This is a genomic window from Cryptosporangium minutisporangium, assembly GCF_039536245.1.
Classification (GTDB): Bacteria; Actinomycetota; Actinomycetes; order Mycobacteriales; family Cryptosporangiaceae; genus Cryptosporangium; species Cryptosporangium minutisporangium.
This window is the reverse complement of sequence record NZ_BAAAYN010000029.1, coordinates 22,455-39,072: the sequence shown is the minus strand read 5'-3', so window position 1 is coordinate 39,072 and position 16,618 is coordinate 22,455. Positions and strand designations below refer to the sequence as shown.

The window sequence follows — 16,618 nt, the reverse complement described above, 5'->3', positions numbered from 1 at the left end:
CTGCTGCCCGAGAGTGGTCGAGTCATCGGTAATCGGCCGGAAACCGCAGGGTCATCCTGCCGTCGTCGGCACGAACGACTCGGCGAAGGAGCCGCATGCGGATCGCCACCTACGTGCACAACGGCGGGCAGCACGCCGGAGTCGTCAGCGACGACCGCATCCACCCGTTCGCCGACGACCTCGACGCCCGCGCGGTCGTCGCGCTGGGGCTCGACGCGGCGCTGGCGCTCGGCGCCGAGACCGTCGCCCACTCGGCCGGCGTCCCACTCGCCGACGTGCGGCTGCTCCCGCCGCTCGCCCCGGCGAGCGTCCGTGACTTCGTCGCGTTCGCCGAGCACGTCGAGGGCGTACGGCGCAGCGTCGACGGCACCGGCGGCGTGCCGGAGGCCTGGTACGCCGCCCCGACGTTCTACTTCACCAACCCGCACACGATCCTCGGCCCCGGCCAGGACGTGCCGTTCCCGGCCGACTCCGTCGCCCGCGACTTCGAGCTGGAGGTCGCGGTCGTTATCGGCTCCGACGGCCACAACCTCTCGGTCGAGCAGGCCCGGGACGTCGTCTTCGGGTACACCGTCCTCAACGACTGGTCGGCGCGGGACCTGCAGAGCCGGGAGATGAAGGTCAACCTCGGTCCGGCCAAGGGCAAGGACTTCGCCAGCACCCTCGGTCCGTGGATCGTGACCGCGGACGAGCTCGAGCCGTACCGCGACGGCGACGGATTCCTGGACCTGCAGTGCACCGCCGCCGTCAACGGTGAGGTCGTCGGCCGCGACCTGCTCTCGAACATGGGCTGGACGTTCGAGACGATGATCGCCTACGCGTCCCGCAGCAGCCGGGTCGTCGCCGGGGACGTGCTCGGCTCCGGCACCGTCGGCAACGGCGGATGCCTCGCCGAGCTGTGGGGTCGCCGCGGGCAGCAGGACCCGCCGCCGCTGCGCGACGGTGACGAGGTGACGCTGACCGTCGAGGGCATCGGCACGCTCACCAACCGGGTCACCAGCGCGGCGCCCGCACCGGCGCTCCCGGCCGTCCGCCGCCGCGACCCTGCGGCCGCGCGGAGCGCCGAGGTCGCCCGGAGGGCCGGGGTCGCCCGGTGACGACACCGACCGTCGTGGTGACCGGTGCCGGGTCCGGCATCGGTGCGGCGGTAGCGGCGAAGCTCCGGGCGACCGGTGCCAACGTGCTCGGGCTCGACCTGGTCACGACCCGGTCCGACGAGGCGACCCCCGACGTCCGGGCTCCCGACGTCCGGGCCTTCGACGTCCGGAAGGAAGCCGCCTGGGCGGCGCTCGCCGACGAGCTGCGCGACCGGCAGCAGCCGGTGCACGGGGTGGTGAACTGCGCGGGAACCACCTGGCGCGCTCGGCTCGGCGACGTCACGCCCGACGCGTTCACGCACGTGCAGGACGTCAACGTCCTCGGCCCCCTGCTGGGGATCCAGGCGTTGACGCCGCTGATGCCCGCCGGCGCGTCGATCGTCAACGTGGGCTCGCTCGCCGCCGTGCAGGGCCACTACCCGATCGCGTACACCGCCAGCAAGTGGTCGCTGCGCGGCCTGACGCACGCCGCCTGTCTGGAGCTCGGCCCCCGCGGCATCCGGGTCAACATCGTCCACCCCGGGTTCGTCGAGACGCCGATGACCGCGTCGGCCGTCACCGCGTTCCGTGCCGCCGCCGTCGCCGAGACCCCGCTCGGCCGCGCCGGACGTCCCGAGGAGGTGGCCGAGGTAGTGGCCTTCCTCCTCAGCGACGCGGCCTCGTTCGTCACCGGCGCCGAGATTCCGGTGGACGGTGGCGCCGGCTCCCACGGCGGCGCCAAGACCGTCTCCGACGCGCTCCGCCCGTCGTATCGTCCGCCGGGGAGCTGAGCCGGCGAACCGCTACGGTCCGACGGCATGCGACTGCAGCAGATCACCCCGTCGAACTACGAGGCGGCGCTCGCCCTGACCGTGCGCCCCGACCAGGAGGACCTCGTCGCGCCGGTGATCCGGTCGCTGGCCGAGGCGTACGTCTACCGGGACAACGCGTGGCCCCGGTTGATCTACGACGGCCCACGGCTGGTCGGCTTCGTCATGGCCTTCCTCGACCTGCCGTGGGCGCCCGACCGGAACCCCGACGACCGGCGCTCCGGGCTCTGGCGCCTGAACATCGCCGGCGACGCACAGGGCAACGGCTATGGCCGGTTCGCCGTCGACGCGGTCTGCGCCGAGATCCGCCGCCGCGGCGGCACCCGCGCCTACGTCACCTGGGAGCCTCGGGACGGCGGGCCGGGGCCGTTCTATCTCAAGCTCGGCTTCCGCCTCACCGGCGAACAGAGCGACGGCGAGACCGTCGCCGTCGTCGACCTCTGACCGGAGCCGCCTCCGCAACCGGACTAACAGGTAGTACGAAGGAGCATTTCGGCGGGAGACGACCGGGTGAACGACCCACGACGGTGAGGGACGTAAAGACCGTTGGGCTCACGTGCCCAGCGAAAGGACACCCGATATGCGTCGAACCCTCGCCACGGCGATCACCGCCGTCGCGTTCCTCTTCTCCACTTTCGTCCTCGCGGCCCCGGCCGTCGCGGCGGATCCCCCGCCGAAGGTTCTGTCCGGCACCTACAGCGGTGCCGACGCCGAGCGCATCGTGCGCAATCTCGTCGACGGCGCGGCGGTGAGCACGGTCGCCTGCGGCCTCGGCGCGGTCGTGAAGAAGCTGAAATAGCTGAAGAACAGCCCGAACTACCTGGCCCGCGTCGCCGCCTACGACGCGGAGATCACCAACAAGGTCGCCGACATCACCAGCATCTGCAAGTACGGCAAGCAACTCGCGGCAGCGGCCGTGTACATCGCCTACCTGGCCAAGGACGGTCAGCCGGTCTTTGTGTCGCAGACCGAGAAGGTGCACGTCGGAAGGATCACCAAGAAGAAGACGACCAGCTTCGACGTCGGCCCGTCCGCGGCCGACACCCGCCGGTTCGAGGGCACCGTGACAACCGGTCGCTTCTTCTGAGCGCCGCGGGGCGCCTTCACCTCGGAGGCGCCTCGCACCTCAGTCCGCGGTCGGGAACACGTCCGGGACATCGTGGCTGGCCCGGCCACCGAAGTGGGGTTTCCGCTTCTCCCGGAACGCCTGCACGCCCTCCTTGCCGTCGCCGATGCTCGTGTAGAACATCGCCAGCGAGTCGCTCAGGTGCGCCTCCAGCGGGTGCGGCTGGGCGCTGTTGCGGTACATCAGCTGCCGGGTCAGCGCCGTCGCCACCGGTGACCGATCGGTCGTGAACTTCGCGGCCAGCGCGTACGCGGCCGGGAGCAGCTCGTCCGGCGGGAGGACCTGCCGCACCAGCCCGCCCTCGTGGGCCTCGGCCGCGGACAGGATGTCGGCCGAGTAGGTCCACTCCAGGGCCCGGCTGATCCCGACGATCCGCGGCAGGAACCAGGAACTGCAGGCCTCCGGCACGATCCCGAGCTTGCCGAACACGAACCCGATCCGGGCCTTCTCGGACGCGAGGCGGACGTCCATCGGCAGCGTCATCGTCGCCCCGATGCCGACCGCGGGGCCGTTGATCGCGGCGATCACCGGCTTCGTGCACGCGTAGATCGCCAGCGAGACCCGGCCGCCGGTGTCCCGGACGCCGTGCAGGATCTCCGGGTCGTCCAGGCGCTCCCGCAGCTCGTCCGGCGTCGGGCGCAGCGACTCGTCGAGCCCGAAGACGTTGCCGGACGCCGACAGGTCCATCCCGGCGCAGAACGCCCGCCCGCTGCCCGTGACGACGATCGCCGCGACGTCGTCGTCCGCGCCGGCCCGGCCGAACGCGTCGACCAGCTCCTCGGCCATCCGCACGGTGAACGCGTTGAGCTGGTCCGGCCGGTCCAGCGTCAACGTCAGGATGCGGTCGCTGACCTCGTAGCGGATCGTCTCGTACTCCATCGTTGCCCCTTACTCGGAATGCCCGCCCCGGTGCCTCGTCCGACATCCTTCAACAGCCGAAGCTCCACCCCGGCACCGACCCTCGACCGGGCCGCCAGAACCAGCGATCGCGAGGACACTCGATCGGAGAGCCTGCGGCCACACGGACGTGCCGCCGCTACCGTGCGATCTACCGCAGGCTGGAAGAACTCGCAGCGCCGCCCGACGAGTCACGGGCGTTGATCAACTCGATCGCCGCTGGGCTGTGACCGGCGCGGTCGCTTGTCCGGTGTAGACAGCGGCGCCTCCGGGAATTGCCCCCCGCATGGAGACAACCACGCGGAGCCGCAGCGCGTTCACCCCGCTCACTCGTGCCCTCTTCATCGCTTACGCGATCGCGCTGCTCGCCGCGTTCGTCGCCTTCTCGACGGATGCCTCCTGGACACCGGCCGCGGTGATCGCTTTCGCCGGCACCGGCGTCGCCTACGCACTGGTCGTCGTGTTCAACGTCGGCGGCGCCGCCGACCGGCTCGCGGCGCACCGCCCGCGGTTCGGCAGCCCGCCACCGGGTTTCGACAAGCCGATCGTCGTCCGGCTCTTCCACGTCCTTTTCATCGGAGTGGCGGCCCTCTTCATCTACCTCGCCGTGACCGGCAAGGCGACGCCTGCCGGTTGAGCGGTCACCAGCGGAGGCGTAGCACCAGCTGCTGCGACGCCGCCGCCGGGTCGTCGGCGTCCACGACCGCCCACAACCGCACGCCGTCCGTGGTCTCCTCACGAATCGCCAGGCCCTCCACCTTGTGCGCCCCGCCGGAGTGTTCCGGGAGCTCGACGGTGGCCCGCACCTCGTCGCCGTCGATCAGGGCCAGCGCCGAGGCGACCACCGGCCCGTCGTCGACCGCGTTGGGAGTGTCCTCGGCCGCCGCGCTGACCAGCACCCGCCGATCGGGGAGCGTCACCGCGTCGGTGACGGCGAGCCCGACGCCGTCGACCGCGCCGAGGTCGTACCGCCGCACGGCACCGACCTCCACCCGGTCGGCGGAGCCGACCCCGGTGACCGCCGCCAGCAGCGCCGCCAGATCGACGTCGACCGACATCGTCGGCACGCCCGCGTGCAGGTTGCCGCGCTGGAACCACCGCATCCGGTCCCCCACCCGGCACGCACCCTCCAGGTTCAGCTGGCCGTCCCGCAGACCGAGCGCGTCGGCGACCGCCCGGTACACCGGGGTCAGGTCCGCGACGGTGAACGCGCCCTGCGACGTCACCAGCGACGCGCGGGTCCGCGCGGCCGCCGAGCCGGAGCCGAGCAGCAGCACCCGATCCGGCGCCACCGGGCACGCCGCCTCGAAGTCCGGCTTGAGGTGTTTGGTGCCCTCGGCCTCGCTGAAGACGTCCAGCCCGTCGACCGGCTCGACGACGCGCACCGCGGTCACCGCGCCCACCCGCCACCACGCCGCGTGGGTCGCGTCGTCCTGGACGACGAGCCACCCGTCGCCGAACGGCGCGATCGCCGACGCCGCACGCACCGGCGACCCGTCTCCGAATCGCAGCTCTGCTGTCTCCTCCAGCTCTACCCGCATGATCCGGTGCTACCCGCCTGCGCGGCCGCGACACCGGATCACGGGTTGCGCACGACCAGGTCGCGGGTGATCTCGGCGAGGTTCTGGACGCCGGTCAGCGCCATCGTCAGCTCCAGCTCGGCGATCACGTTCGCGATGACCTCCTCGACCCCGCGCTGCCCGGCGATCGCCAGACCGTACATGTACGGCCGCCCGAGCAGGACGGCGTCGGCCCCGAGCGCGAGCGCGGTGAACACGTCGGCCCCGCTGCGGATCCCGCTGTCCATCAGCACGGTCGCGTCCGGTCCGACCGCCTCGCGCACCCGGACGAGCGCGTCGAGGGCCGCGATCGAGCTGTCGATCTGCCGCCCGCCGTGGTTCGACACCACGATCCCCTCGACCCCGAGAGCGAACGCCTGCTTCGCGTCGTCGGGGTGCACGATGCCTTTGAGGACGACCGGCAGCCGGGTGCGGTCGCGCAGGGTGGCGATGTGGTCCCAGCTCAGCCGGGGGTTGGAGTAGATGTCGAGGAACGTCTCCACCGACGCGCGCGGCTCCGGCGAACGGAGGTTGTCGAGGAACGAGCCCGGATGGTTGCGGGTGATCGAGAGCAGCGACTTGATCGCGCCGAGCGTCACCTCGGGCCGGGCGGACGCGGCGCGCCGGATCCGCTCGGCCACCAGCTGCCGGAAGCGGGGGTCGGAGGTGTACTGCGCGATGCCGAGTCCGCGCGCGAACGGCAGCGAGCCCAGGTTGAGGTCTTGGGGCCGCCACCCGAGCAGCGTCGTGTCGAGCGTGATCACCAGCGCACCGGCACCGATCGCCTCGGCCCGCTGGATCAGGCTGTCGACCAGCCCTTCGTCGGTACTCCAGTAGAGCTGCACCCAGCGGGGCGTGTCCCCCATCGCCGCGGCGGCCTCCTCCATCGGAGTGCCGCCCTGGTTGGTGAAGACGTACGGCACGCCGGTCGCGGCGGCGGCGCGGGCGGTGTGCAGGTCGGCGTCGGGCGCGATCAGCTGGCCGGCCCCGACCGGTGCGAGCAGGATCGGCGCGGTCAGCTCGGTCCCCAGCAGGTTCCGTGACAGGTTCCGCGTCGCGTGGCCGCGCAGCATCCGGGGCACGATCGCCCAGCGGTCGAACGCGGCCCGGTTGTTGCGCATCGTCCGTCCCTGACCGGCGCCCCCGGCGACGTAGGCCCAGCCGGTCGCGGTGCTGGCCTTCCGCGCCCGGCGCTCCAGCTCGGGGAAGTCCGTCGGGACGGCAGGCCGCCGGCCGAGGACGCCGGCCCGGTAGATGTCGTTCTGACGCCGCCGCCCGGGTCCTGCGACGTTCTTCTCCGACACGGTGTCTCCTCTCGGGGCCGACAACTCATCGTCCTCATCCGGGCCCGGATTACCACGTTAAGTTGTCGCCCCCGCCAACGGCAGGCGGTACCACCGCAGCAGCGGACGCCCCTCCTCATCGAGCGTGACGTCGGCGGCCACCCCGAACACCGCGGCGATCCGCTCCGGGGTGAGCACCTCCACCGGCGGTCCCGCGGCCACCACCCGCCCGGCGTCGAGCAGGACGAGGCGGTCGCAGAACCGGGCGGCGAGGTCCAGGCCGTGCAGCGCCGCGACGACGGTCAGCGGGGACCGCGCGAGGTCGTCGAGCAGTTCCAGCTGGTGGCGGATGTCGAGATGGTTCGTCGGCTCGTCCAGCAGCAACACGTCCGGGCGTTGCAGCAGCGCCCGCGCGATGTTGACGCGCTGCTGCTCACCCCCGGAGAGCGACGCCCAGTCCCGCGGCCCGTACCCGGAGAGCCCGGCCCGGTCGAGCGAATCGTCCACCGCCTCGTGATCCGCCGCCGTGACCGGCGCGAGCAACGCCCGGTGCGGGATGCGCGCGAGCAGCAGGACGTCCCGCACGGTCAGATCGGCGTCCGGCGCGGTGTGCTGACCGACGTACGCGACGCGCCGGGCCAGCGCCCGCCGGCTGAGGGTGGCGCGGTCGACGTCGTCCAGCAGGATCCGGCCGGAGTCGGGCCGGGACAGACCGGCGAGCAGCCGCAGCAGGCTCGTCTTGCCCGAACCGTTCGGACCGACCAGGCCGACGAAGCTGCCGGAGGGGGCGTCCAGCGTCGCGCTCACGACGAGCCGTTTCGTCCGGACGGCGAGGTCGAGCGCGTGCGCCTGCAGCCTCATCGCTCCCCCGAACGTCGACGGAGCAGCACCGCGAACGCCGGGACGCCGACGAGCGCGGTCACCACCCCGACCGGGATCTCCTGCGGGGTGAACACGGTCCGGGCGGCGGTGTCGGCCCAGATCAGGAACGTGCTGCCGATCAGCGCGCAGGCCGGGAGCAGCACGCGGTGCCGCGCGCCGACCAGGAAGCGGGCCGCGTGCGGGATGACGAGGCCGACGAAGCCGATCGCGCCGCTGGCCGCGACGAGGACGGCGGTCAGGAGTGCGGTGGTGACGAACAGGACGGCTCGGACCCGGGCGGGCGCGAATCCGAGGGACTGCGCCACGTCCGTTCCGAACGAGAACGCGTCGAGTGCGGGTGCGGCCGCCCAGCAGATCGTCAGCGCGACCCCACCCACCGCCGCGCTCAGCGCCACCGTGGCCCAGCTCGCCATCGTCAGCGACCCGAGCAGCCAGAACGTGATGCTGCGGGTCTGCTGGGCGGTCGCGTCCGACACGACGACGAGGCTGGTCGCCGCGGCGAACAGCTGGCCGACGGCAACGCCGGCCAGCAGGATCCGCCGCGGCTCGGTCCACCGCCGACCGGCCAGCAGGAGCGCCGCGCCGAACGCGGCGAGGCTGCCGAGCAGCGCGCCGGTGGAGAGCGCGATCGCGCCGACGCCCAGCCCGAACACCAGCACCGAGACCGCGCCGGTGGACGCGCCCGCGGAGATCCCGAGCAGGTACGGGTCGGCGAGCGGGTTGCGGGTCAGCGCCTGCAGCACCGCACCGCACACGGCCAGGCCGGCACCGACCAGCCCGGCGAGCAGGACGCGCGGCAGCCGGAGCTGCCACACGATGCTGTCGGCCAGCGGCGGCAGCGGGGTGACCGGCAGGCCGACGTGCCGGGCGAGGCTCCGGGACACGTCGACCGGCGAGAGGTCGGCCACGCCGACGGTCACGGCACCGAGCACGCTGAGCGCGAGGCCGCTCAGCGCGGCGGCGAGCACCCACCCGGACATCGGCCGCCGGGAGAGCGTCGCCGTCATCGTCGCGCGAGCACGACGTAGTCGTCGAAGTACTGCCAGACGGTTCCGACCTCGGCGAAACCGGCCGCGCGCAGGGCGGCGAGGTGGAAGTCGAGCGGCGCCAGGGCCTGCGGCGGCCGATCGGCGAACCGCCGCTGCCGCTCCGGGCCCAGTGCAGCCAACGCCGGTTCCCGCGCGGCCTCGGCGTACCAGGCGTCGTACTCCAGCGCGCCGGCCGCGAATCCGGCCCGCTGGGTCTGCGCGTCGTGCTGCTCGGCCAGCGTGCGGAGCGTCGGGAACGCGGCGTCGAACCGCAGGTGGTCGGCGTTGAGCAGCAGGCCGCCCGGCCGGAGCAGCGTCGCCGCGGCCTCATAGGTCGCGAGCAGCTGCGCCGGGGAGAGCCAGTGCAGCGCGGTGGAGCTGAGCACCGCGTCCACCTTCTCGACGCCGAGCGCACGCGTCCACCCGGGCGCGGCCAAGTCGACGTCGAGCACCCGCGCCCGGTCCCCGTGGACCGCCAGCGCGGCGCGCGCCACCGTCAGCAGGATCGGGTCGTAGTCGACGGCGATCGTCGACGCACCGGGAAGCGCGGTCAGTACTCGCTCCGAGATCGCGCCGGGTCCGCACGCCAGGTCCAGCACCGTCACCTCGTCGCCCAGGTGCAGCCGCACCACCTCCAGCAGCACACCGAAGCGCTGCTCCCGGTGCGCGACGTACGCGCTCTGCTGGACGTCCCACTCCTCCAGCAGCCGCCGACCGACGTCGGGGTCGAGCGCGCTCATCGGGGCAGCTCCGCAAGCCCGGCGCTGACCTGCTCGACCGCCGCCACGCTGCGCACCGACGGATCCATCGACGAACCCGAGACCGTGATGAACCGGCCCGCCTTCACCGCGTCCAGCTGCGCGGTCACCGGGTTGGAGCGCAGGAAGTCGATCTTGGATCGCGCGCTGTCGCCGTCTCCTCCGCGGGTGAGGTCGGCGACGACGATGACGTCGGGATTCCGCTCGGCGATCTGCTCCCAGTTGCCCGCCGGCCAGGTCTGCTTCGCGTCCCCGTAGGCATTGCGGACGCCGAGCAGCGTGCTGATCGCGGCGGGCAGCCCACCGGAGCCGGCGACGTACGGCGTCGACGTGCCGGAGTAGTACCAGAGCACCGACGTGTCGGCGGGCGCGTCCGCGGCGCGCACCGCGGCGTCCAGCCGTGCCCGCTGGGCAGCGACCAGGCGGGCGCCGCGGTCGGAGACGCCGAACAGGTCGGCTACCTCGGTGATCTCCGCGAACAGACCGTCGAAGTTCACGACCGGCTGGCCGTCCGCCGGCTTCTCGCACGCGAACCGGGACAGGTAGGCGGGGACTCCGAGTTTCCGCAGGTCGGCCCGGGCGCCGGCCGCGTCACCCGCGTACGCGGACGTGAACGTGGAGTAGACGAAGTCCGGCTGCGCGTCGAGCACGGCTTCCCGGGAGGGGTAGCGGGCGGCGAGAACCGGAACCCGCTCGTACTCGTCGCGCAGCTCGGGGAGGACGGGGTCGGTCTGGTAGCTGGTTCCGATCATCCGGTCGGCCAGACCGAGGCTGAGCAGGATCTCCGTCGCGTTCTGCTCCAGGCTCAGCGCGCGCTGCGGCGGGGCCGCGACCGAGACGTTCTGCCCGCAGTTGGTCACGTTCACCGAGGCGGCCCGCGCCGGGGCGGGGTCGTCCGCCCCGCAGCCGCTGACCAGGAGCAGCGCCGCTAAACCCACAGCGCTAACGGAAATGATTTTCATGGGCAGAAGCTAGCACGCGACTTTCCACCCGTCAGGTGCCCACCCGGTCAGGCCGCTCGCGTCCGGATCGGCATGTCGCGGGCGAGCGCCCAGGTCGCGGCGAGCGCAGCGACGGCACTGGCCACGGCGATCGCCAGGACCGCGGGCACCCCCAGGTCGTGCGAGCCGAGCACCGATCCGAGCAGCGGCAGGTCGAAGACGCCTGTGCTCAGGCCGTTGACGGCGAGCAGGACGACGACCAGCGGCAGGACCAGCACACCGCCGGCCTCGAGGCGGTAGAACGCGGCACCGAGGAGCGACCCGGTCGCCATCCACACCAGCAAGCCGCTCCAGTAGGTCAGCAGGATCAACGCGGCGTCGGTCCCCTGGTCGTAGAGGCGGTCCTCCTGGAAGCCCTGCGGCCAGCCGGCTGCCCGGTAGAGCAGCGCCTCCCCCGCGTACGCGAGCGTGACGAGCGCGGCGATCACTCCGGTGGCGCCGACCTGGAACACCGGCAGCTGGCGGAGGAACTCACCGCGGGTGCGTCCGTGCACCAGGCACGTCGGCAGCAGGGTGTAGACGAGGTGCGCGCCGTAGCCGAGCGCGAGCCAGCGCAGGAACTGGCCACCGGCGTCGAGCGCGCTGATCCGGACCGTGCCGAAGAGCGCCACCCCGGCGAGCACCAGTCCGGCCAACCCGACCAGGGCGGCCACGCAGAGCATCAGGAACGGCAGATGAGCGGTGAAGAGGTAGGCGGCGATCGGCCAGCGCCGGTCCCGGTCGGTCATCGGGCACCTCCCGTGGATCGGGTCAAGTGGGTGAAGAGGTCCTGCACGGCCATCGGCCCGAGATCCAGGCCGGCCGCGCGGGCGGCGGCGCGCCGCTCGTCGTCGAACTCGCCGTAGACCATGGCCGACTTCGTCGGACCGAGCCGCTGGTCACCGAGCACGGTGAGGTCGGCGACGAAGTCGTCGACGGTGGCGGCCGGTCCGGTCACCGCGACGCCGCGGGCCCGGAGATCGTCGAGGTCTTCGTGGAGCAGGACCCGCCCCTCGTGGAGGATCAGCACCCGTTCGAACAGCGGGCTCTGCTCCTCGATCAAGTGGGTGGAGACCACGAACGTGCGCGGCTGCTCCAGAAAGGCCTGCAGCAGCTCGTCGGCGAACGCCTGGCGGGTGGGCGCGTCCATACCGAGGTGCGCCTCGTCGAACATCGTCACCGGCGCGCGGGACGCCAGGCCGACCACGATGCCGAAGGCCGACCGCTGGCCGCGGGACAGCTCACCGAGCTTGGTACGGCTCGGCAGTTCGAACTTCTCGACCAGCCGCGCCGCGTAGGCGGCGTCCCAGCCCGGCCGGAGCCGTCGCGCGAAGTCCAGGATGTCGTGGAGCGTGTCGCTGCGGTCGCCGACGTTGCTGCTCTCCTGGATGAGGCATACCTGCCGGACGACCTGGGCGTTCTCGAAGACCGGCTGCCCATCGATGCGTACGGTGCCCGCGGACGGCTTCCGGAAGCCGGCCAGCGCCGAGAGCAGCGTCGTCTTGCCGGCGCCGTTGCGGCCCAGCAAGCCGTAGATCTTCCCACCGGGTAACGAGAAGTTCACCCCGTCCAGCGCGAGCGTCGTCCCGTACCGGTACGACAGGTCGGCGACGTCGATCGTCGGTGTCATCGGTCCTTCCTGGTGTCATCGGCGAGCCGCCGGATGTGGTCGGCGACCTCGGCGAGCGGGATGTCGATCATCCGGGCCTCGGCCACCATCGGTGCGACGACGTCGGCGAAGAACCGCTCCCGTCGTTGCGCGCGGAGGGTCTGGTGCGCGGTGGGGCTCACGAACATGCCGATGCCCCGACGCTTGTAGACGACGCCCTCCTCGACCAGCTGCTGGAGCGCCTTGGCGGCCGTGGCCGGGTTGATCCGGTGGTACGCGGCGTACTGGTTGGTCGACATGACCTGGTCGTCGGCGCCCAGCACGCCGCGCAGGATGTCGGCCTTGATCTGCTCGGCGATCTGCCGGTAGATCGGGCTGCGGTCATCGAACACGACACCTCTCCGGCTCTGTGGTTCATTACCCTACTAATGAACCACAGAGCCGCCGCGTCTGTCCACTCAGGGTTTCCGGGCGCGCTTCCCCGGGGAATCGAGATCCACATGCGCACGCTGACGAAGCGGCCACCCACGCCGCTGTTCGCGACTCTGGGACTCGTGGTCGTGCTCGGATTCGCCTACGCCGCCTGGACCGTCTGGAGCAACGATCGCGCCCTGGAGGACCGCGGCCAGGAGGCCACCGCACGCGTCGTCGAGGTCACCGAGAAGAAGCAACGGATCGAGGTCGAGTTCCGGACGGCCGACGGCCGGACCGTCCGGACCAAGGTCGGGCAGGGCGACGAAGCCCCCGGACCGGCCCCGTCCGCCGGTGACGAGATCCCGGTCGTCTACGACCCGGAGAACCCCGAGTCGGAGGTGCGGGACGCGCGGGCGCCGGTGAACTACCGCATGGCGTACACGCTCGCCGGGACGGCCGTCGTCGGCGCGATCGGCACGACGGTGGCGACGATCGCGCTGGCCCGAACCAACCGCCGGGCGCTTCGCTGAGTCGCCGCGCGGGCCGGCGTCCGCCGGTAAGCTGCGGATCGCACGTCCACGATGGATCGGATCGACCGCCCGGCGCAACGACCGCCCGCGGAGGTGCTCGGCCATGACCACGACGGAGACCCCGCAGCTGACCAGCGGCGACTTCTGGGGCGGCGATCCCCACTCGGCGCTCACCTGGTTGCGAGCCAACGACCCGGTGTACTGGGACGCGAACGGAGGCGTGTGGGGGCTCACCCGCTACGCCGACATCAAGGACGCGTCGCTGCACCCCGAGCTGTTCTCCAGCGCCGGCGGCATCCGGCCGGAGACCCCGGCCACCCCGATGATGATCGACAAGGACGACCCGCAGCATCTCCTGCGACGGCGGCTGATCAGCAAGGGGTTCACCCCACGCCGCGTCGCCGACCTGCGGCCCCGCATCGACGAGATCACCCACGCCCTGCTCGACCGGATCTGCGAGCGCGGTGCGTGCGAGTTCGTCTCCGCGGTCGCGGCGTGGCTGCCGCTGATCGTGATCGGGGACCAGCTCGGCGTCCGGCCCGAGCGTTACCAGGACCTGCTGCGCTGGTCCGACGACATGATGGCGGTCCAGGGCCAGCGCGCGGACCCCGTGCGGATCAGCCGGATGGCGACCGCGATGGCCGAGTCCCGGGAGTACTTCACCGGCGTGTTCGCCGACCGGCGGGCCGCGCCCGGCGACGACCTGATCGGCGTGCTGGTCCACGCCGAGGTCGACGGCGAGCGGCTGGACGACGAGACGCTGTACTTCGACTCGTTACTGCTGCTGATCGGCGGCGACGAGACCACCAGGCACGTCATCTCCGGCGGCCTCTACCAGCTGCTTGCCGAGCGCGACCACTGGGAACGGCTGCGCGCCGATCGCAGCCTCCTGCCCTCGGCGATCGAGGAGATGCTCCGCTGGGTCACCCCGATCCGGAACATGGCCCGGACGGTGACCCGCGACGTCACGCTCCACGGTCGCGAGCTGCGGCAGGGGCAGAAGGTCCTGTTGCTCTACCCGTCGGCCAACCGTGACGAGGCGGTGTTCCCGGACCCGTTCCGGTTCGATCCGGCTCGCAGCCCCAACAATCACCTGGCGTTCGGCATCGGTCCCCACTTCTGCCTCGGGGCCTCGCTCGCGCGCCTGGAGCTGGAGTCGGTCTTCACGGCGCTGCTCGACCGGTTCCCCGACCTGCACCTGACCGGGCCGGGCGAGCCCGCCCTGCGCCCGGCGATGTTCGTCAGCGGGTACGAGACGCTGCCGGTCTCGTTCACGCCGACCGCGCCCCGCGGCCGTTAGGAACACGCGCGGCGCGGCGGAAGTGTCGTACCGGGCGCGCAGAATCGGGTTCATGTCCGAGACGGCCGCACACCGGCACCACGCCATCGACTACATCGAGCTCCCGGTCACCGACCTCGCCGCGGCGAAGCGGTTCTACGCCGACGCGTTCGGGTGGCAGTTCAACGATTACGGGCCGGGGTACGCCGGCATCCAGAGCCCCGAGGGCGGGTCCGCAGAGGTCGGCGGCTTGCGTGCGGAGGCGGAGGTCCACGCGGGCGGCGGCCCGCTGGTGCTGCTGTTCTCCACCGACCTCGACCGGTCCGTCGAGGCGGTGCGCAACGCCGGTGGCACCGTCGTGAACGGCCCCTACGACTTCCCCGGTGGGCGCCGCTTCCACTTCACCGACCCGACCGGCAACGAGCTGGGGGTGTGGGCGGAGGCGTAGCCCACCACACGGGCGCTACGCCGACTCGCGCTCGACCACGGTCGCCGGGTCCGGCGGCAACGGCCCCGGATCGAGGCCGAGCGCGTGCCGCGCCGCGCATCGCCCGTACGCCACCGCCTCGATCCGGACGGTGGTCAGCGCGGGGGTCCAGAGGGCCGCGTACTCCGTGTCGTCGAACCCGATGACCGCCAGATCGGCGGGTGCGGAGAGGCCGAGGTCCGCCAGCGCGACCAGCGTCCGGATCGCGACGTCGTCGTCGCAGGCGGCGACCGCGCTCACCGCGGGATGCGCGCGCCGGAAGTCCCGCAGCCGTTCCCGCGTCTCCGCGCGGTCCGCCGCGACGGTGAACGCGACGGGCTCCGGCAGCCCGAGCGCGCCGGCCGCCGTCCGGGCCTGCTCCCAGCGCAGCTGCGCCAGGCGCGCGACCCGTGGGTCCGCCGGCAGCACGAACCCGAGCGCGGTGTGCCCGCGCCGGACGAGGTAGCCGATCTGGGTCAGCGTGTGCGCCGCGAGCCCGGTGAGCCACCCGCCGTCGTGGGCGTCCGGATCATCGGACGCGTAGAGCCGCGCGAGGTCGAGCACTGCGCGCGGTGAGGTCGCCTCGACGACGCGGCGCAGCGAGTCGCCGGGACGGTCGCCGTAGCGGACGAGGAGCGCGTGGCCGAGCCGGGTGAGCTCCTCGTCCAGCCCGTCGACGAACCCCTCCAGGCTGGTGCGCCGCGGCAGCTGCCCGACGTTGAGCAGCACCAGCCGCGAGGTGCCTTCCCGGAGCGCCCGCGCGATGCCGTGCGGGACGTACCCGAGTTCCTCGGCGGCGCGGCGGACCCGCTCCTGCGTGGCTGCCGGGATGGTCTGCCCGGTCACCCGGTTCAGCACGAAGCTCACCGTCGCCGGGGAGACCCCGCTGCGCCGGGCCACGTCGGCCAGCGTGACCCTCGATCGCGGCACAACTCACCCCTTCCTCTCGCGTCCCCCCGTACCGTACCGTCAGCTAAAGCGATTTAGTGTAGGTCGGCGACAGAAGGAGACGACCCCCATGACCACCCCGAACCCGGTTCCGGAACCGCCGGTCCCGAACACCCCGATCGCGCGGCGCTTCGAGGGCAAGGTCGCGTTCGTGACCGGCGCCGCCCGCGGACAGGGCCGGGCCGAGGCCATCCGCCTGGCCGCCGAGGGCGCCGACATCATCGCGCTGGACATCTGCGCGGACTTACCGACGACGACCTACGCAGGGTCGACGCCGGAGGACCTCGCCGAGACCGTCCGCCTGGTCGAGAAGCTGGACCGGCGCATCGTGACCAGCCAGACCGACATCCGCGACTTCGACGGCGTCAAGGCCGCGGTCGAAGCGGGGGTCGCCGAGCTCGGCCGCCTCGACGTGGTGATCGCCAACGCCGGCATGACGAGCGCCGCCCGGGCGTGGGAGATCGACGCCGAGCATTGGAAGACGACGATCGACATCAACCTCACCGGCGCGTTCCACACCGCCAAGGCGGCGATCCCGATCATGATCGAGCAGGGCACCGGCGGGTCGATCACGTTCACCAGCTCGGTCGCCGGTCTGGTGGGGCTGCCGCTGCTCGCCGACTACGTCGCGGCGAAGCACGGCGTCACCGGCCTGGCGAAGACGCTCGCCAACGAGCTCGCGGAGTACCGGATCCGGGTCAACTCCGTGCACCCGTTCGGCGTGAACACCGGTCTGCAGATGACCGAGATCTCCACCCTGCTCCCCACCATGCCGCAGCACGGCCTGCTGTACATGGGCAGCCTGCCGACGCAGATCAGCGAGGCCGACGACATCGCGGCGGCGGTCGCCTGGATCGCGTCCGACGAAGCGCGTCACGTCACCGGCGTTCAGCTACCGGTGGACCTGGGCCGCACCAACCGCTGACCCGCCACCCAGGCCGGGACACTCCCCC

Annotated in this window: 21 protein-coding genes; 10 read left to right on the top strand and 11 right to left on the bottom strand. The window is 72.3% G+C overall.

All coding sequences use genetic code 11. The annotated features are described in order from the left end of the window. Positions 1-95 precede the first annotated feature (95 nt). From ABEB28_RS22495 to ABEB28_RS22475, 5 genes are all read left to right on the top strand, one after another. A complete protein-coding gene (locus tag ABEB28_RS22495; RefSeq protein WP_345730149.1) occupies positions 96-1,097 on the top strand; it encodes a fumarylacetoacetate hydrolase family protein in 1,002 nt (333 codons plus the stop codon). Continuing rightward, on the top strand, positions 1,094-1,867 hold the full coding sequence (locus ABEB28_RS22490) for an SDR family NAD(P)-dependent oxidoreductase (RefSeq protein WP_345730148.1): 774 nt from the start codon (positions 1,094-1,096) through the stop codon (positions 1,865-1,867). The genes ABEB28_RS22495 and ABEB28_RS22490 overlap by 4 nt, the downstream gene beginning before the upstream one ends. 27 nt (positions 1,868-1,894) lie before the next feature. Continuing rightward, entirely contained in the window at positions 1,895-2,350 is a 456-nt protein-coding gene (locus ABEB28_RS22485) for a GNAT family N-acetyltransferase (RefSeq protein ID WP_345730147.1), read from the top strand. A 136-nt stretch (positions 2,351-2,486) separates the two neighbouring features. After that, positions 2,487-2,705 carry a hypothetical protein gene (locus ABEB28_RS22480; protein WP_345730146.1) on the top strand — a complete coding sequence of 73 codons (219 nt, stop codon included), beginning with the start codon at positions 2,487-2,489 and terminating at the stop codon, positions 2,703-2,705. 117 nt (positions 2,706-2,822) lie between these two features. Further along, positions 2,823-2,993, top strand: a complete 171-nt coding sequence (locus tag ABEB28_RS22475) for a hypothetical protein (protein ID WP_345730145.1) — start codon at positions 2,823-2,825, stop codon at positions 2,991-2,993. Between the two features lie 39 nt (positions 2,994-3,032). On the opposite strand, the gene ABEB28_RS22470 is transcribed toward ABEB28_RS22475, so the two are convergent. After that, complete coding sequence (locus tag ABEB28_RS22470) at positions 3,033-3,911, bottom strand: crotonase/enoyl-CoA hydratase family protein (RefSeq protein WP_345730144.1); 879 nt, start codon at positions 3,909-3,911, stop codon at positions 3,033-3,035. 304 nt (positions 3,912-4,215) lie between these two features. On the opposite strand from ABEB28_RS22470, the gene ABEB28_RS22465 reads away from it, so the two are divergent. Next, positions 4,216-4,566 (top strand): hypothetical protein, encoded by a 351-nt coding sequence (locus ABEB28_RS22465; RefSeq protein ID WP_345730143.1) that lies wholly within the window; start codon positions 4,216-4,218, stop codon positions 4,564-4,566. Positions 4,567-4,570: 4 nt separating this feature from the next. On the opposite strand, the gene ABEB28_RS22460 is transcribed toward ABEB28_RS22465, so the two are convergent. The 9 genes from ABEB28_RS22460 to ABEB28_RS22420 all read right to left on the bottom strand — a co-directional run bounded on the left by ABEB28_RS22460 (position 4,571) and on the right by ABEB28_RS22420 (position 12,420). Then, positions 4,571-5,470: a DUF6910 family protein gene (locus ABEB28_RS22460; RefSeq protein ID WP_345730142.1), complete on the bottom strand. Its 900-nt coding sequence runs from the start codon at positions 5,468-5,470 to the stop codon at positions 4,571-4,573. A gap of 38 nt (positions 5,471-5,508) precedes the next feature. Then, positions 5,509-6,792: an alpha-hydroxy-acid oxidizing protein gene (locus tag ABEB28_RS22455; protein WP_345730141.1), complete on the bottom strand. Its 1,284-nt coding sequence runs from the start codon at positions 6,790-6,792 to the stop codon at positions 5,509-5,511. Positions 6,793-6,849: 57 nt separating this feature from the next. After that, a complete protein-coding gene (locus ABEB28_RS22450) occupies positions 6,850-7,632 on the bottom strand; it encodes an ABC transporter ATP-binding protein (protein ID WP_345730140.1) in 783 nt (260 codons plus the stop codon). Further along, positions 7,629-8,660, bottom strand: a complete 1,032-nt coding sequence (locus ABEB28_RS22445; protein ID WP_345730139.1) for a FecCD family ABC transporter permease — start codon at positions 8,658-8,660, stop codon at positions 7,629-7,631. Before ABEB28_RS22445 ends, ABEB28_RS22450 begins: the two co-directional genes overlap by 4 nt. After that, positions 8,657-9,421: a class I SAM-dependent methyltransferase gene (locus ABEB28_RS22440; protein ID WP_345730138.1), complete on the bottom strand. Its 765-nt coding sequence runs from the start codon at positions 9,419-9,421 to the stop codon at positions 8,657-8,659. The genes ABEB28_RS22445 and ABEB28_RS22440 overlap by 4 nt, the downstream gene beginning before the upstream one ends. Further along, positions 9,418-10,377, bottom strand: coding sequence for an ABC transporter substrate-binding protein (locus ABEB28_RS22435; protein ID WP_345730137.1), 960 nt, complete (start codon positions 10,375-10,377; stop codon positions 9,418-9,420). Before ABEB28_RS22435 ends, ABEB28_RS22440 begins: the two co-directional genes overlap by 4 nt. 71 nt (positions 10,378-10,448) lie before the next feature. Then, entirely contained in the window at positions 10,449-11,168 is a 720-nt protein-coding gene (locus tag ABEB28_RS22430; protein ID WP_345730136.1) for a hypothetical protein, read from the bottom strand. Next, positions 11,165-12,049 (bottom strand): ATP-binding cassette domain-containing protein, encoded by an 885-nt coding sequence (locus ABEB28_RS22425; RefSeq protein WP_345730135.1) that lies wholly within the window; start codon positions 12,047-12,049, stop codon positions 11,165-11,167. Before ABEB28_RS22425 ends, ABEB28_RS22430 begins: the two co-directional genes overlap by 4 nt. Further along, complete coding sequence (locus tag ABEB28_RS22420; RefSeq protein WP_345730134.1) at positions 12,046-12,420, bottom strand: GntR family transcriptional regulator; 375 nt, start codon at positions 12,418-12,420, stop codon at positions 12,046-12,048. The genes ABEB28_RS22425 and ABEB28_RS22420 overlap by 4 nt, the downstream gene beginning before the upstream one ends. A 108-nt stretch (positions 12,421-12,528) precedes the next feature. Between ABEB28_RS22420 and ABEB28_RS22415 the strand changes: the two genes are divergently transcribed. From ABEB28_RS22415 to ABEB28_RS22405, 3 genes are all read left to right on the top strand, one after another. Next, the gene (locus ABEB28_RS22415; protein ID WP_345730133.1) at positions 12,529-12,972 is read left to right on the top strand and encodes a DUF3592 domain-containing protein; all 444 of its coding nucleotides are present in this window, start codon (positions 12,529-12,531) and stop codon (positions 12,970-12,972) included. Between the two features lie 103 nt (positions 12,973-13,075). Next, positions 13,076-14,272, top strand: coding sequence for a cytochrome P450 (locus tag ABEB28_RS22410; protein ID WP_345730132.1), 1,197 nt, complete (start codon positions 13,076-13,078; stop codon positions 14,270-14,272). A 52-nt stretch (positions 14,273-14,324) separates the two neighbouring features. Further along, on the top strand, positions 14,325-14,699 hold the full coding sequence (locus ABEB28_RS22405) for a VOC family protein (protein WP_345730131.1): 375 nt from the start codon (positions 14,325-14,327) through the stop codon (positions 14,697-14,699). A 15-nt stretch (positions 14,700-14,714) separates the two neighbouring features. Here ABEB28_RS22405 and ABEB28_RS22400 read toward each other — a convergent pair whose 3' ends face one another. Then, the gene (locus ABEB28_RS22400; RefSeq protein WP_345730130.1) at positions 14,715-15,647 is read right to left on the bottom strand and encodes a LacI family DNA-binding transcriptional regulator; all 933 of its coding nucleotides are present in this window, start codon (positions 15,645-15,647) and stop codon (positions 14,715-14,717) included. Between the two features lie 88 nt (positions 15,648-15,735). On the opposite strand from ABEB28_RS22400, the gene ABEB28_RS22395 reads away from it, so the two are divergent. After that, positions 15,736-16,590 (top strand): mycofactocin-coupled SDR family oxidoreductase, encoded by an 855-nt coding sequence (locus tag ABEB28_RS22395; RefSeq protein WP_345730129.1) that lies wholly within the window; start codon positions 15,736-15,738, stop codon positions 16,588-16,590. The last annotated feature ends 28 nt before the right edge of the window (positions 16,591-16,618 follow it).